Annotated in this window: 15 protein-coding genes; 6 read left to right on the forward strand and 9 right to left on the reverse strand. The window is 62.6% G+C overall.

The genetic code is table 11. The features are described from left to right. Positions 1 to 107: 107 nt before the first annotated feature. From RN347_RS05420 to RN347_RS05440, 5 genes are all read right to left on the reverse strand, one after another. Positions 108 to 839, reverse strand: a complete 732-nt coding sequence (locus tag RN347_RS05420; RefSeq protein WP_311960459.1) for an ABC transporter permease — start codon at positions 837 to 839, stop codon at positions 108 to 110. 1 nt (position 840) lies between these two features. Beyond that, a complete protein-coding gene (locus RN347_RS05425; protein WP_263584597.1) occupies positions 841 to 1542 on the reverse strand; it encodes an ABC transporter permease in 702 nt (233 codons plus the stop codon). A gap of 14 nt (positions 1543 to 1556) precedes the next feature. Next, positions 1557 to 2327, reverse strand: a complete 771-nt coding sequence (locus tag RN347_RS05430) for an ABC transporter ATP-binding protein (RefSeq protein WP_263584596.1) — start codon at positions 2325 to 2327, stop codon at positions 1557 to 1559. Between the two features lie 200 nt (positions 2328 to 2527). After that, a complete protein-coding gene (locus tag RN347_RS05435) occupies positions 2528 to 3520 on the reverse strand; it encodes a succinylglutamate desuccinylase (protein ID WP_311960460.1) in 993 nt (330 codons plus the stop codon). A 242-nt stretch (positions 3521 to 3762) separates the two neighbouring features. Further along, positions 3763 to 4203 carry a hemerythrin domain-containing protein gene (locus RN347_RS05440; protein WP_263584594.1) on the reverse strand — a complete coding sequence of 147 codons (441 nt, stop codon included), beginning with the start codon at positions 4201 to 4203 and terminating at the stop codon, positions 3763 to 3765. A 170-nt stretch (positions 4204 to 4373) separates the two neighbouring features. Between RN347_RS05440 and wrbA the strand changes: the two genes are divergently transcribed. Continuing rightward, the gene (gene wrbA / locus RN347_RS05445) at positions 4374 to 4973 is read left to right on the forward strand and encodes an NAD(P)H:quinone oxidoreductase (protein ID WP_311960461.1); all 600 of its coding nucleotides are present in this window, start codon (positions 4374 to 4376) and stop codon (positions 4971 to 4973) included. A 135-nt stretch (positions 4974 to 5108) separates the two neighbouring features. Then, positions 5109 to 6287, forward strand: coding sequence for an alpha-hydroxy acid oxidase (locus RN347_RS05450; protein ID WP_311960462.1), 1179 nt, complete (start codon positions 5109 to 5111; stop codon positions 6285 to 6287). On the opposite strand, the gene RN347_RS05455 is transcribed toward RN347_RS05450, so the two are convergent. Further along, a complete protein-coding gene (locus RN347_RS05455; protein WP_311960463.1) occupies positions 6284 to 7357 on the reverse strand; it encodes a tartrate dehydrogenase in 1074 nt (357 codons plus the stop codon). The genes RN347_RS05450 and RN347_RS05455 overlap by 4 nt on opposite strands. Before the next feature lie 105 nt (positions 7358 to 7462). Between RN347_RS05455 and RN347_RS05460 the strand changes: the two genes are divergently transcribed. Continuing rightward, positions 7463 to 8380, forward strand: a complete 918-nt coding sequence (locus RN347_RS05460; protein ID WP_311960464.1) for a LysR family transcriptional regulator — start codon at positions 7463 to 7465, stop codon at positions 8378 to 8380. 11 nt (positions 8381 to 8391) lie between these two features. On the opposite strand, the gene RN347_RS05465 is transcribed toward RN347_RS05460, so the two are convergent. Then, a complete protein-coding gene (locus RN347_RS05465) occupies positions 8392 to 9171 on the reverse strand; it encodes a zinc-dependent peptidase (protein WP_311960465.1) in 780 nt (259 codons plus the stop codon). Positions 9172 to 9264: 93 nt separating this feature from the next. Between RN347_RS05465 and RN347_RS05470 the strand changes: the two genes are divergently transcribed. Together RN347_RS05470 and RN347_RS05475 are read left to right on the forward strand one after the other, a co-directional pair. Further along, the gene (locus RN347_RS05470) at positions 9265 to 9684 is read left to right on the forward strand and encodes a secondary thiamine-phosphate synthase enzyme YjbQ (protein ID WP_311960466.1); all 420 of its coding nucleotides are present in this window, start codon (positions 9265 to 9267) and stop codon (positions 9682 to 9684) included. A 124-nt stretch (positions 9685 to 9808) separates the two neighbouring features. Continuing rightward, entirely contained in the window at positions 9809 to 12052 is a 2244-nt protein-coding gene (locus tag RN347_RS05475; protein ID WP_311960467.1) for a glycosyltransferase, read from the forward strand. On the opposite strand, the gene RN347_RS05480 is transcribed toward RN347_RS05475, so the two are convergent. After that, positions 12034 to 12795, reverse strand: coding sequence for a TVP38/TMEM64 family protein (locus RN347_RS05480; protein ID WP_263584586.1), 762 nt, complete (start codon positions 12793 to 12795; stop codon positions 12034 to 12036). The two genes, RN347_RS05475 and RN347_RS05480, sit on opposite strands and share 19 nt — an antisense overlap. 68 nt (positions 12796 to 12863) lie before the next feature. Beyond that, positions 12864 to 13811, reverse strand: coding sequence for an ABC transporter substrate-binding protein (locus tag RN347_RS05485; protein ID WP_311960468.1), 948 nt, complete (start codon positions 13809 to 13811; stop codon positions 12864 to 12866). A gap of 258 nt (positions 13812 to 14069) precedes the next feature. Here RN347_RS05485 and RN347_RS05490 point away from each other — a divergent pair, with 258 nt between their 5' ends. After that, on the forward strand, positions 14070 to 15521 hold the full coding sequence (locus RN347_RS05490; RefSeq protein ID WP_311960469.1) for a sodium:alanine symporter family protein: 1452 nt from the start codon (positions 14070 to 14072) through the stop codon (positions 15519 to 15521). Positions 15522 to 15576: the final 55 nt, after the last annotated feature.

A 15576-nucleotide genomic window follows, 5' to 3' on the forward strand; every position in this document is an offset into this window, starting at 1 on the left:
GTCGTGAACGGGTGTATTCAGTGATCCTCTTTAACGTAACCCAAGCGAGGGCGAGCGCAAAGTCGAAAACGCATTAAAAACCAACGTTCGTTTGACGCAGCCGCCGCTTACAGCGACGGCGGGCTCAGGTGCGCCAACAGCCGCTTTTCCAGAAAGCGGAAAAAGAACAGAATGGCGAAGGTCAGGCAGAGATAGATCAGCGCGACGAACAGAAACGGCTCGAAGGGCGTGTAGAAGCGCGAGTAGACGTAGCGCGCCGCGCCGGTCAAATCCATCAGCGTCACCACGCTTGCGATGGCGCTGGCGTGGAGCATGAAGATCACCTCGTTACCGTAGGCGGGCAGGGCGCGGCGAAAGGCGCTGGGAATCACGATGCGCCGCATCATCAGGGACTCCGACATGCCGTAGGCCCGCGCCGCCTCGAGCTCCCCCTTGGCGGTGGCCTTGATCGCGCCGCGAAAGATTTCCGTGGTATAGGCGGCGGTATTGAGCGTGAAGGCGATCAGCGCCGGATAGAAGGCTTCCCGAAAGATCGGCCAGAGAACGCTCTCCTGAATGCCATCGAAAAACACCACGCCGTAGTAGATGATATAGAGCTGGATCAGAAGCGGCGTGCCGCGAAACACGTAGGTGTACGCGTAGATGGGAAGGCTGATCCATTTGCGTTTGGAGCTTCGCAGGATGGCCAGCGGCACCGCCAGCACCAGGCCTACTACCAGCGAGAGAAACACCAGCTGCGTGGTGGTGACGAGCCCCTCCCAGTAGTGGGCCATGGTGGCCGGGGTGAAGATGGCGTTGCCGTCGAGCAGGTCGTGATACCAGGTAGAAAGATCGAACATGTCAGTGCTCCCCGAAGCCGATGTCGTAGCGCTTTTGCAAGCGCGCGAAGATCCACTCGGTGACGCTTGCGATGAGCAGGTACGCCACCGCCACGGGAATCAAGAAGACGAAGGGTTCGTGAGTTGCGCGCGAGGCCTCGGCGGCGACGCGCACCATGTCGGTCAGCCCGATCACCGAGACCAGCGCGGTGGTTTTCAACAGCACCATCCAGTTGTTGGAGAGGCCGGGCAGGGCGTGACGCATCATTTGTGGAAAGCGCACGCGGCGAAAGAGCAGGGCGCTGCCCATGCCGTAGGCCTTGCCTGCCTCGATCTGGCCCGCGTCCACGGCCATGAAGGCGCCGCGAAAGGTCTCGCCCATGTAGGCGCCGAAGATAAAGCCGATGGTCAGCACGCCGGCGGCAAAGGCGTTGAAGCTTAAGTAGATATCGATATCGTAGTTGTAGTAGAGCACGTCACTGATGGCGTTGACGCCGATCTGACCGCCGTAGAACAACAGCAGCATCAGCACCAGATCCGGCACGCCGCGAATCAGCGTGGTATAGACGCCGGCCACGCGCCGAAGAATCCAGCTTCGTGACATTTTCGCCGTGGCGGTGATCAGCCCCAGTATGATCGCAAGCCCGAGCGAAAGCGCGGCGAGCTCGACGGTGACGAGCGCCCCTTCGAAAAGGCGCGGGCCGTAGCCTTGCAAATCCAGCATGGTCGCCTCGTCGGTCAGTGGTTGGGGGTGAGAAACTGCTTGAGCCGGGGCGAGCGCGGGTTGTCCAGCACCTCCCCGGGCGTGCCGGACTCCTCGATCAGCCCCTCCTGCAAATAAATGACCTGGCTCGAGACGTCGCGGGCAAAGTTCATTTCGTGGGTCACCACGATCATGGTGCGGCCCTCTTTCGCGAGATCGCGCATCACTTTCAACACGTCGCCGACGAGCTCCGGGTCCAGCGCCGAGGTCGGCTCGTCGAACAGCATCACGTCCGGGTCCATGGCGAGCGCCCGGGCAATCGCGCCGCGCTGCTGCTGGCCGCCGGACATCTGCGCCGGGTACGCCTTGGCACGCGCGGTCAGGCCCACGCGCTCCAAAAGGGCGTAGGCGTGTTCGGTGGCTTCCTTTTTCGATTGGCCCAGCACGTGCACGGGGGCTTCGATGATGTTCTCCAGAAGCGTCATGTGCGCCCAGAGGTTGAAGCTTTGAAACACCATCGAAAGCTTCGCCCGCATGGCAACGACCTGTTTCTTATCCGCCGGTTCGCGCCCCTGGCGCGTGTTCTTGAAACGGATGGGGTCGCCGTGGACGATCAGCTCGCCTTCGTCGGGCTGCTCCAACAGGTTCATGCAGCGAAGAAACGTGCTTTTTCCCGAGCCCGAAGCGCCGATCAGGGTGATGACATCTCCCTTGTGGGCTTCGAGTGAGAGTCCCTTGAGAACTTCGGTATCCCCGAAGCGCTTTTTGATGTTGCGCACTTCAAGAGGGGTCGGTGTAGTGGCCATAACCAGGCTCCAGAGCAGAGTTGCCGCTTAAGCGAACGGTGTCGACACGGATATTCGTAGCGGCTGGCGCGAAAAAGGGAGCGATTCTATCAGGCCTTATACCCGATGCGCTCGTTGTTATGCGATTTAATGCGCTGATCCTGGCGGCCTGTGAGCGCCGCCTCCGATCGTGTTCAACGGTTTTGCCTAGTGTAGGGCGTTTATGGTCTGGCTGCTCGGCTGGCGACCGGCGTGACCAAAAGTGCTGCCCGCGCGCCGATTTCTACCCGCGCGTTGGGGAACACCACGTGAAGCGGCATTTCACCGACGATGAAGTCGCCGGCCTCTTCGTCCTGGGCGAGTTTGGTGTGGGGTTCGAAACGGGTGAAGTTCGCCACATCCTCGTCAAAGCAGAGCGTAAACGCTTGCGAGCGACGCATCAGCTCGTGCTCGACTCTGAAAAAGCGCGGAAGCTCGGCGCCCTCTTTTGGCGTTTCGCCGGCGCCGAGCGCCTGGATGAGCTCAAGCATGGGAGCAAGCGGCGCCAGATCGTTTTGGCCAAAGGGCGCGTTTTGGCCAAGCTCGAAGGTAAACGCCTGGGCCTGATGGTAGTGCTTGCTGTAGTGAGAGAACGTGAAGCTCGACTGGTGCTGGTGCAGCACCGCCTGCATATCGGCGCCGGCAAGCCAGGCCCACTGGCGGGCGTTAGTGGCCGTTTCGCCAAAGGGCTCGACCACGAAGCGCGGATAGAGGCTTTGGCGGATCGCGGTGTGCAGGTCGTAGTGAAGCCGCGGGCGGCCCTCATGGCGCTCAAAAAAAAGATCCACCTCGCGCATCAGCTCGCGAGCCCGGTCGGCCTCCTGGCCTTGTTGGGTCAGGCCGCGCTCGAAAAGCCGGTTCAGGTTGGTCTCCACAAAGCGGGTTTGCGCCTTGAGGGCGGGAATATTGCCCAGTATCACCAGCACAGGTGCGCTTAAGCGCGCGCTACCCGCTTCCAGCGCGCAGAGCCACTGGCCCAGAAGCTCCACCGGGGCGGTTTCATTGCCGTGAATCGCGGCGGAAAAGACGCAGGCGTAGGCATTGGTGTTCGAGGCGTTCGGGATGAGTTCCAGCACCCCGGGGGCGCCAAGGCGGTAGTGGCCGCTGGCGAAGCGGCCCTCACGCCTGGCGGGCATGTTGTCATCGAGCGCCCCGTCCAGCCACTGGCTCAGCATGCGCGATTCTCCCTATTGCTTTCGCGATATTTGTTGTTCGAGCTATCTGTCGTTCGAGCTATTCGTTTTCGAGACTAGAAGATGTAGCACGTTGGGCCGGGTTAAACAAAAAGCGGTGTCGCCAGGCTGTAAAAGAGGCGGGCGTGGGTGTAAGCCGACGTTCGCTTGGGCAGTGGGATCGCAGTGAACAGGCACAAAAAAGCGCCTGCCCTGTCGGGTCAGGCGCTTTGGGACGACATGAATTACTCGGCGCGCTGGCGCTGCATCTCGTCCTGGTACTCACCGGCCAGCGAGGTTTTCTGCTGTTCCGGCAGGCCGCGCCCGGCCAGTTGGAAGACTTCCTGCTCTTCCTCGTCCAGGTGGTGGGTCACCAGGTGCTGAAGCTCCTTGGCGTGCACCAGCCAGTTGCTGGCGCTGTAGTCGGTTTCGTCCAGAAGCTCGATCAGCTCGTCGATTTCGTGGTGCTCGGCGACGCTGTGGCGGGCCTTCTCCTGGGTGAGGTCGATGTCCATCATCGGAATGTACAGCGCGCGCTCTTCGGCGTTGGCGTGGTACTTGAGCTCGGCGCGGATCTGCTGATAGAGCGTATCGCGCTCGCTGCTATCACCGTGGGTTTCGACCAGTTTGGCCAGCAGGTCGCGCTGAATGTCGTGGTCCTTACGAAGCGCTTCGAAAATCGTCATGTAAAACTCCCTTTTTGCTGTGACGGTCGCATTGAAAACTAGTGCGGGATGGGCAAAAGCGCAAGATACAAACGCCGGCAATTCAAGCGACGCCACCGCGACCTTCACTTGGGTTAATTTTCCGCTAGGCTTAAAAGGCGGTTTATCTGTCGACTCAAACGGAGAGAGCAATGACCAAGGTACTGGTACTTTACTATTCCATGTACGGGCACGTGGATACCCTGGCCGCGGCCGTCGCCGAAGGTGCCAGGGAAGTGGACGGCGTCGAGGTCACGGTCAAGCGCGTGCCGGAAACCATGCCCGAGGAGGCCTACAAGAACGCCGGCGGCAAGCAGGACTTCGAAACGCCACAAGCCAAACCCGACGAACTCGCCGACTACGATGGCATCATCATCGGCACGCCCACCCGCTTTGGCAACATGGCCGGCCAAATGCGCACCTTCTTTGATCAAACCGGTGGCCTGTGGGCCAACGGCTCGCTGCGCGGCAAGGTGGCAAGCGTATTCACCTCCACCGGCACCGGCGGCGGCGAGGAGATGACCGTGACCTCCACCTGGACCACGCTTGCCCACCACGGCATGGTGATCGTGCCGATCGGTTACGGCATCGAAGAGCAGTTCGACATTTCCGAAGTCGCCGGCGGCAATCCCTACGGCGCGGCAACGCTGGCCGGCGGCGACGGCTCCCGCCAGCCAAGCGAGCGCGAACTGAAGCTTGCGCGCTTTCAGGGCAAACACGTGGCGGGCATTACCGCGAAGCTCGCCCGCTGAGACCATGGGCTAATTGTTTGGCAGCTGCCAAGCGCTACTATAGTGCCCGTTAGCCCCGCAAACCCCACGCCCGTGGGGTTTGCGCGTTTTAGGGCATCGACCTGAAATGGGGCGTCCACCTGAAAGGAATCTCGCGTGAGCCGACTCGACAAAGCCCGCAATCTGCACGACTTCGAAGCGCTGGGGCGCCGTTACCTTCCGCGCCCGCTATTTGGCTATATCGCCAACAGCGCCGAGGAGGGCCATACCCACGCGGCGAACCGCCGCTGCTTCGATCAATTCGGGCTGATGCCCCGGGCGCTGGTGGATGTCTCATACATTTCGCTGCAAACCGAGCTTTGGGGGGAGACCTACCGCGCGCCCTTTGGTATTGCGCCGATGGGCATTAGCGCGCTGTCCGCCTACCGCGGTGATATCGTTCAGGCCCGAGCGGCGGCCCGCGAAGGCGTGCCGATGATTCTCAGCGGAAGCTCGCTGATACCACTGGAGGAGGTGCTGCGGGTGGGGGAGACCGACTGGTTTCAAGCCTACCTGCCCGGCACGTTCGAGGAGATCGAGGCGCTGCTGGCGCGCGTCGAGCGTGCGGGGTACAAAAAGCTCGTGATCACCGTGGATTACCCGGTGCCGCCCAACAGCGACAACAACCGCAAGAGCGGATTTTCGTCGCCGCTGCGCCCGAGCCTACGCCTGGCGCTGGATGGCATCACGCGCCCGCGCTGGCTGTTCGGCACCTTTCTACGCACGATCTATCATCACGGCATGCCGCACTTCGAGAACAACTACGCCACGCGCGGCATCGCGGTGATGTCGAAAAACGTCAATCGCGACTTCTCCGGGCGCAGCCACCTGCAGTGGGAGTATCTCGAGCGGGTCAGGGCGCTGTGGCCGGGCAAGCTGATCGTCAAAGGCATTCTCAACCCGGCGGATGCAAAACGGGTCGAGGCGCTGGGCGGCGACGCGGTGATCGTCTCCAACCACGGTGGACGCCAGCTCGACTACAGCCCGGCCGCGCTCGAGGCGCTGCCGGGAGTGGTCGACGCGGTCGAGCACATCCCGGTCATGATCGACAGCGGCTTTCGCCGCGGCACCGACGTGATCAAGGCGCTCGCCCTGGGCGCCGCGTTCGTGTTCATCGGCCGGCCGATGAACTACGCCGCCGCCGTTGCGGGCGAGGCCGGGGTGCGCCACGCCCTGAACCTCGTCAAGGAGGAGCTCGCACGCGATTTGGCGCTCATGGGCGTGACCGATATCACTCACCTTGGCCGCGAGCACCTGATCGACCGGCGCACCGAGGCGTTTGCCAAGCCGTTCTAGCCCGCGATTTTCTCGGCGATCGCCCGGCCCAGGGTCTCGGTCGTGCCTTGCCCGCCGACGTCCCGCGTCAAGACCTGCGGATCCCCCGCTTCGAGCACCGCTTCGATGGCGTCGACCATCGCCTTGGCGGCGTCCAGGTGGCCCAGGTGTTCGAGCATCATCGCGCCGGACCAGATCTGTCCGATGGGGTTGGCGATGCCTTTACCCGCGATGTCCGGGGCGCTACCGTGGACCGGCTCGAACAGGCTCGGGAAGTGGCCTTCCGGGTTGATGTTGGCCGAGGGCGCGATGCCGATGGTCCCGGTACAGGCCGGGCCCAAATCCGAGAGGATATCGCCGAACAGGTTGCTGCCCACGACGACGTCGAACCAGTCCGGGTGGAGCACGAAGTTCGCGGTCAGGATGTCGATGTGGAACTTGTCGACGTCGATCTCCGGGTACTGTTTGGCCATTTCCAGCACGCGCTCGTCCCAGTAGGGCATGGTGATCGAGATACCGTTGGATTTGGTCGCCGAGGTGAGCTTTTTGCGCGGGCGTGTCTGGGCGAGATCGAAGGCGTATTTCAGCACGCGGTCGACGCCGGTGCGGCTCATCACGGTTTCCTGAATGACCACCTCGCGCTCGGTGCCTTCGAACATCCGCCCACCAATGCTCGAGTACTCGCCTTCGGTGTTTTCACGGACCACGTAGAAATCGATGTCGCCGGGCTCACGGCCGGCCAGCGGGCTCTTGATGCCCGGCATCAGCTTGCAGGGGCGCAGGTTGATGTACTGGTCGAACCGGCGGCGAAACTGCAGAAGCGAGCCCCACAGCGATATGTGGTCCGGCACTTTCGCCGGCCAGCCGACGGCACCATAAAACAGCGCATCGAAGCCCTTGAGCTGCTCGAACCAGTCGTCCGGCAGCATCTGGCCATGCTCAAGGTAGTAGTCGCAGCTGCCGAACTCGAAGGTGGTGAACGCCAGGTCGAGATTGAAGCGCTTCGCGGCGGCTTCAAGCGCGCGAATACCTTCGGGCATGACTTCGGTACCGATGCCGTCGCCGGCGATGACCGCAATGGTGTGGGCCATGAGTCGCTCCTTGAGTGGTGGAAGATCCAGCCGAGTGTAGCGGCTTTGGCGCGGGAAATAATCGGGCTATACTGCAAGGTATTGTTGCCTTTGAGTGGATAATGCGTGGCCGCCCTCGACGATCTTGCCTTTTTCCAGCACCTGGCCCGCGCCGGCAGCCTGACCGCCGCGGCGCGCGCGCTCGGGCTTTCGCTGTCGGCGGTGAGCAAGCGCCTAAAGCAGCTCGAAGCTCGCCTGGGCGTGAGCCTTGCCGCGCGCACCACGCGGCGGCTGACGCTGACGCCGGAAGGCGAGCGCTACCTTGCGCGCGGCGCGCTGATTCTCGAGGAGCTTGCCGAGCTCGAAGGCACGCTCAATGAGGAGAAGGGCCAGGCGCTCAGCGGCGCGCTGCGCATCAACGCCACTTTCGGCTTTGGCCGCGCCCACGTCGCACCACTGCTGTCGGCGTTCTGCCACGCTCACCCTGGCGTGAGCGGCTGGCTGGAGCTGACCAACTTTCCCCTGAGCCTGTTGGATCACGGCCTGGATATCGGCATTCGCGTTGGCGAGCCGCCGGATTCACGGCTGATTGCCCGACGGATTCTCGAAAGCCGTCGGGTGCTGTGCGCCGCACCGGGCTATATCGAGCGCATGCCGGCACTCGACACCCCGCAGGATTTGACCCGCCACGCGTGTCTGGTGGTGCAGGAGAATGATACGGACTTTCCGCTCTGGCGCTTCGAGCCCAGGGGCGGGCGCGGCCCGGCGCAGTCGGTGAAGGTGAGCGGGCGGCTTTCGAGCAATGATGCTGAGGTGATCACAAGACTCGCGCTGGATGGCCATGGGGTCATGCTGCGCTCCTGGTGGGACGTACATGCGCACCTGGAAAGCGGGGCGCTGGTCGCACTTTTACCCGAGTGGTTAGGGGTGCGCGCGGACTTCTACGCAGTGTACCAGGCCAGACGCCACGCGAGCGCCCGGGTGCACGCCTTCATCGATTTACTGGCCCGCGAAATGGCCGGGCGCGTGCCGCCGCTGCCATAAGCTAGCGTGAATCAGGCGGTTTTGATGCGCCCCAAAGGCGCCTGATTGAAGTAGTCGCACAGCAGCTCATAAAGTGCCGGGTAGGCGTTGACCAGATGATCCGGCGCGGTGAAGAAGTACTCGCAGCACACCGCGAAGCACTCGCCCGGGTGGCTGGCGGCGTAGTCGTCGATGGGCGGGGTGAGGCCCTTTTCGAGACAGGCGTTGAGATCTTCCCAAACGCTCGAGAATACCGCGTGCCAGCGCTTGGCCGAGAGCGAGCGGGGTAGCGGCGGAAAGCCGTCGATATCCATGGAGTTGCCCATGTCGAGCTTGTGGGCGAGCTCGTGGATGAGTACGTTGAAGCCGATGAAGTCGCCACTTTCGATCAGATCGGCATAGGCGATGACCACCGGGCCCTGGTAGGAGGTTTCGCCGACACGCTCGTCGACGCCCTCATGCACCACGCCGAACTCGTCCATCTCTTCCACCTCGCGGGTGAAACTCTCCGGCAGGATCACGATCTCGTGAACGTTGGCGAAAGCCTCGCGGTGCTCGGCGTCGCTCCAGCCAAGCGTGAGCAGGCACGCCTGGCCTGCGATGGCCAGCCGCTCGGCATCCTCAAACGGCGCGTTTGAAAGCTCGGCGTGACGGGTCAGGCGCTTGGTGCGAAGAAACTGCCAGGCACGCTCAGCCAGACGATCGGCCTCCGTCGGCGTAAGTGCGGCCAGAAGCGGCGTCTGCTGACGAGCCTTGCGCCAGATATCCGCCGGTGGCGAGGCGGGGTCGCGGGTGAACCAGCGTTTGAACATGGGTCTCTATCGTGGCGTGCAACTTGCGTATTGTGGCGGAATCGACCAGCTTTCACCAATTCGATGCCAGATACTTGACTCAGGAGGTTCGCCATGTGGCAACAGCGTGACATCACCCTGGCGGCGCACCCGCGCGGCTTCCATCTGATTACCGACGAGATCACCCGCGCGCTCGATGAAATGCCCCCGGTCGAGGCGGGGCTTTTGCACGTATTCATTCAGCACACCTCGGCCTCGCTCACGCTCAACGAAAATGCCGACCCCACGGTGCGTACGGATTTCGAAAGCCATTTCAACCGCGCGGTGCCGGAGAATGCGCCGTACTACCAGCACGTGTTCGAGGGCAGCGACGACATGCCCGCCCACCTCAAGGCGAGCCTTTTAGGGGCCAGCGTGCAGGTGCCGGTGACCCGCGGGCGATTGAACCTGGGCACCTGGCAGGGGATCTATCTGTGCGAACATCGCGACCACGGCGGGCGCCGCCGGCTGGTGCTGACGCTGCAGGGCGAGTGAGGCGCTGTTTTAGCGCGGTTTGAACCCGCGAGACGTCGGGGCTGTGCTACGCTTGGCCGTTTTCGCTTCGTTTCTCAAAGATCGCTTCTCAACGTCCACCTTCTTGTCGAACATCTCGAGCGCCATGGCCCCACGTTCTCTTCGTCTGTCTCGCAAGCGCTGGCTGCGCCTTGCCTTTACGCTCAACCTGGCGCTGGTGGCGGGGCTGGTGATCCACCAGGTATGGCTCTACGCCGGCGAGCCGGAGTTCGAATCGCTTCACACGCTGGAGGTGTCGAAGATCCGCACGGCGTTGACCGGGCGCGACAGCTACCGCTTTGCGGTGGTGGGCAACATCAATAATTCCGTGAACGTGTTTGGCAAGACGATCGTGCCGAGTCTCAACGAAAGCGGGCTCGATTTCATGGTCTCGGCGGGCAACGCCGTCGCGAGCGGTCAGCAGGAGAGCTACCGGGCGATTTACGAAAGCCTCTCTAAGCTTACGATGCCCTTCGTGCTCACCTACGGCGACAACGAAGACAGCGACTTCGGCAGCTACCTGTTCTACGAGTATTTCGGCCCGCACTTCTACGCCTTCGTGGCCGGTGACAGCCACTTCATCTTTCTCGACGGGACGGGCAAATCCTCGACCTCCTGGCAGCTCGATTGGCTCGAGCGCGAGCTCTCGGCCTCGACCGCCACGCACCGCTTCGTCTTCGTTGGGTTGCCGCTTCACAATGTGATCAGCGAAGCGCCACCGTTCGAGGCCGATAATTACCTGAACGATCCGCGTATGAGCGAAGGCATTCAAACGCTCGCCGAGCGCTATCAGGTGGACGCGGTATTCTCGGCCAACCTGTCGCTGTTCTCTCACCAGACCTTGAACGGCGTGGATTACGTCACTACCGGCGGCGCCGGCGGTATCCTGACGGACCTTCAGGACAGCTTTCACCACTACGTGGTGGTCGAGGTGGGCAAAGACGGCGTCAAGATCGCCCCGGTTCGCCTCAACGTCGATCAGCCCGGCTGGTGGCGTCTGATTGGCAGTATCGCCTCGACCATCTACGCGTTTTTCTACGTCAGCTACCCGCGCTTTCTCTTGATCGTCGGGCTGTTGACGCTGTTGGCGATGCGCCTTTACCGGCTGATTTTCGAAGAGCGCGACTACTACCCCAACTTCGATCTCGACCCGACCCCGTATCTTGGCAAGCCTCTGCGCGTGGCGATGGTGTCGAATAACTACTTTCCGTTCGTTTCCGGCGTGTCGATCTCCGTCGAGCGGCTGCGCAAAAGCCTGGCAGCGCTTGGCCACAGCGTCACTTTGCTGGTGCCGCGCTACGCCGAGCAGCGCCAGGACGATGACGGCGTGGAGCGCCTGCCCACGCTCATCGCCTTCGGTGAAAAGCGCGAGTTCCGCCTCACCAACCCGTTCAACCGCCGCTTTCGCCAGCGCCTTCGCGCCTATCAGCCGGATGTGATTCACGTGCACCACCCGTTCTGGCTGGGGTCGATGGGCCTCTGGATGGGGCGGCGTTTGAACGTGCCGGTGATCTACACCTATCACACTCGGCTCGAGCACTACGCCCACTTCGTGCCGCTGCCCGGGGCGCTGTTTCGCAACCTGATTTCGCACTACCTGATCAAGCGTTTCTCCAACCGCTGCGACGGCGTGATCGTGCCGACCTACTCGGCGGAGGAGTACCTGCGCATGATCGGGGTGAAAACGCCGACGCTGGTGCAGCCCACGGGAATCGATACCCGCCGCTACGCGAAAGCGAACGACGCGGAGGTCGAGGCGCTCAAAAAGCAGTGGAAGATCGATGAAAACGAACGGGTGTTGATCAGCGTCTCGCGGGTGAGCCGTGAGAAGAATATCGGCTTCATGCTCGACGCGCTGGCCCAGCTTCAAGGCCAGGGCGGCGAACGCCTACGGCTTTTGCTGATTGGCGACGGGCCGGACCGGGAGAGCCTGCAGGCACGCATCGACGAGCTTGCGCTGACGGATCGGGTGACGCTCACCGGCGCCGTCGCGCCGGAGGCGATGGCGAGCTACTACCACCTGGGTGATCTGTTCGTGTTCGCCTCGACCTCGGAGACCCAGGGCATGGTGATTCTGGAGGCGATGGCGGCGGGGCTACCGGTGGTGGCGGTGCGCTCGAGCGGCATCGACGACGTGGTGCGCGATGGCTATAACGGCTTCAAGACGCCGCAAAATCTGCGGGTGTGGGGCGAACGAGTGCTCGAGATCAGCGGGGACGCCGCGCTACGCCACACCCTGGGCGAGCAGGCCAGAACCTTTGCGAAAGACTACGACGTCGAGCGCTTCGCCGACGCCATCACCCACTTCTACGCGCAAACCCTGGCCCAGCATCACACGCCGTCGCGCTGATCCTTGCACGTTTGTTCACGCGCTTCTTCACCTTGGGCTTCGCGCTGCGCCTCACGCTGCGCCTTGCGTCGCGCCGAGCGCGCATCGGCGTAGCGCTTCAGGGCGTAAAGAAGCGCCGCACCCAGTGCCAGCCCACCGAGCGCAAAGGCGACTTCGCGGCGGCTGGCGGCGGTCAGGAGCGCCCCGAGCTGGCTGCCCAGCAGAATCACCGCCGCCAACCCCGGCACGATGCCGATCGTCGAGCCGATCATGTAGTCGCGAAAGCGCAGGTGAAAAGCGCCGGCCAGCATGTTGGTCAGCGGAAACGGTGCCAGCGGCAGCACGTTGATCACGATCATAGTGCGAATGCCGCGCTTGGAGAGATAGCCCGACAGCCCCCGCAGATGGCGCCCGCCATAGTCCATCAGCGCGTCGCGCCCCAGCCAGTGGCCGATCCAGTAGGAGAGCACCGAAAAACTCAGCGTGCCGATCGTGGCGTAGAAAAGCCCCCAAGCCGGGCCGAACAACAGCCCGGTGGCCACCACCAAAAGCGTCAGCGGAAACATCACCAGAAGCGTTCCGTTGTATACCACCAGCACCGCGGCGAACATCCAGGGGGCGTCGCGCCACCGGCTGACGTACTCGATGGCGTCGTTGAGTCCCTGGGCGCTCATGTACCCGGAGTGCTGCAGCCAGCGCCAACCGAAGGCGAGCGTAACAAGCAGGGCGACCAGGCCCAGGCCCTTTAAAAGCGTGCGTGACATTCCGTTCACCACCGGCCGTTTCAAAGGGCGCCAGCATACGCTAGCCGGCCGGTGGGTTGAAGATGGCGCTAACGATAAGCGGCCTCAATGACCGGCCAGGCCGGTTCGCCGTCTTTGGTGGTGACATCGGCCAGCATCGCCTCGACGCGTTCGGGATGCTCGGTGATCCACTGCCGCGCCACCTCGTCGAGTTCGCCTTCGTCGCGCCCGAAGGCCTGAATCATCCAGCTCTGCTCGTCGGCGCTGAAGGTGAACTGTTCGAAAAAGCCGACCAGGTTCGGATGAGCATTGGCGTAGTCGCCGCGCAGCACTGTGAGCACCTCGCTTTCACCGTTGTTCTCGCCGAAGAGGTCGTTCGGGTCGTCGAGATAGCGCATCGGAAGCTCGAGATTCATCCAGTGCGGCGTCCAGCCGACCCAGACCACGTCCTGCTCACGGGCGATCGCATCCTGCGCCGCGCTGAGCATGCCGACCTCGCTGGTATCACGCAGGCGCCAGTCGCCGAAGCCGCTCACGTCGTCATCGATCGCCGCCTGCAGTATTTCACTCGCCGCCGAGCCCGCGCCGAAGCCGAGAATTTCGCCGTTGAAGGCGTCGCGGTGCTCGGTCAGATCACTGAAGCTTTGAATGCCGCGCTCATACGTGTATTCGGGAACCGCCAGCGTCATCTGCGCGCCGTCGACGTTGTTGGCGACATCGACCAGCGTGCCGTCATCGCGCCGGGGGGTGAACATGGCGCGCTGGGCGGGCAGCCACACGCCCAAAAACGCGTCCACATCGCCGCTTTCGATACCCTGATACACCACCTGCAGGCCGAGCTCGTGCGCCTGGGTGTCGTAGCCGAGCCGGTTGAGAAGCTGCTCGGCGATCTCGGTTTTGACCGTGATACCGGGCCAGGCGGGCACGCCGAAATCGAGCGTATCGTCATCGGCCACTGCCTGGGGCGCCGTGCTCAAGGCGATGCCTGTCATCAGTAGCGGGGCGGCCAGGCGAGTGTTGGGCAACTTTTTTCTCATGGGGTCTCCTGTCGTTTTTTTAGGATTTAGCGCTTTTATTTTGGCGTAATTTCTGTGCCGCGCTTAAGGTGAGTGACGTTTCCAGGATAGACAGGGAAGCCGAATCGGTCGAGCCAGCCGTTTCACAACCGGCGCGATAAATAGTCAAAAGCGGCGCAGTATCGGCGAAAAGGCGCAAACTGCTTGCCATTTTGGTGCAGGCGTGAAGAATGAGCCGGCTAATTGCGTCATATCTCGTCATAACAAGGGTACAGGTTTATGGATTTTTCTCTTCCGTCACTTTTGACCGGCCTGGTCGATCGTGGCAACGGCCTACTGTGGGGCAGCGTGCTGATCTATCTGCTGATCGGTGCCGGTCTCTACTTCACCGTGCGCACCGGCGCGATCCAGGTGCGCTATTTTGGCCACATGTTCAAACTGCTGCGCGGCTCGCGTCAGGCCAACGGCGGCATTTCATCGTTTCAGGCGCTTTCGACCAGTCTGGCCGCCAGGGTCGGCACCGGTAATCTGGCCGGGGTGGCGGTGGCCATCTACTACGGCGGCCCCGGCGCGATCTTCTGGATGTGGATGACGGCGATCGTCGGCATGTCGACCAGCTTCATCGAGTCGACGCTAGCCCAGGCCTACAAGGTCGATCACGGCGACAACACCTTTCGCGGCGGCCCGGCGCGCTACATCGAGCGCGGCCTGGGGCTTCGCTGGCTGGCGGTGCTGTTCTCGATCTGTCTGATCATCGCCTTTGGCCTGGCCTTCAACAGCGTTCAGGCCAACTCCATCGCCCAGGCCATGGAGCAGGCCTTCGCCATCCCGACCTGGATCATGGGGCTGGTATTGATGGTGATCGTCGCGCCGATCATCTTTGGCGGTTTGAAGTCGATCGCGAAGGTGGCGGAGCTGGTCGTGCCGCTGATGGCGCTGCTCTACCTGATTCTGGCGCTGGTGGTGATCGCGCTGAACATTGCCGAGCTTCCGGCGGCGTTCATGACGATCATTCGCGGTGCTTTCGGCCTCGAGCAGGCCGCCGGGGGTGTCGCGGGCTATGCGATCTCCCAGGCGATCATGAACGGCATTCAGCGCGGGCTCTTCTCCAACGAAGCGGGCATGGGCTCGGCACCGAACGCCGCCGCCACCGCCAGCACCCGCCCGGATCACCCGGCAGCTCAGGGTTTCATTCAGATGCTCGGGGTGTTTTTGGATACGCTGGTGATCTGCACCGCGACCGCGGCGATCATCATCATGTCCGGCCCGGAGCTTCTCTCGGGTAGCGAAACCAACGGCATCCAGCTGACCCAGATGGCGCTTTCAAGCCATGTGGGTGACTGGGGCAGCATCTTCGTCGCCGTGGGCATTCTCCTGTTTGCGTTCACCTCGGTGATCGCCAACTACTCTTATGGCGAGTCGAACATCGAGTACCTGGCCGGCGGGCGCGCGCCGCTGGCGATCATGATTTACCGTTTGGCGGTGCTGGGCATGATCATGGTGGGCTCGGTCGCGAGTCTGGGGGCGATCTGGAACTTCGCCGATCTCTCCATGGGCACCATGGCGATCATCAACCTGATCGCGATTTTGATGCTTTCGCCCATCGCCTTTGCGCTGTTTCGCGATTACGAAACCCAGCTCAAGGCAGGGGTGGAGCCGGTGTTCAGACCCCGCGAGTTCCCCAAACTCGCGCATAAGGTCGACCCCAACGCTTGGCCGGACCGCGACTGATTCCCGGTCAAGCGCCATTAGCAAACCCCGCCCTTACCGGCGGGGTTTTTTGTTT

The organism is Halomonas sp. PAMB 3264 (genome assembly GCF_031954245.1).
Classification (GTDB): domain Bacteria; phylum Pseudomonadota; class Gammaproteobacteria; order Pseudomonadales; family Halomonadaceae; genus Vreelandella.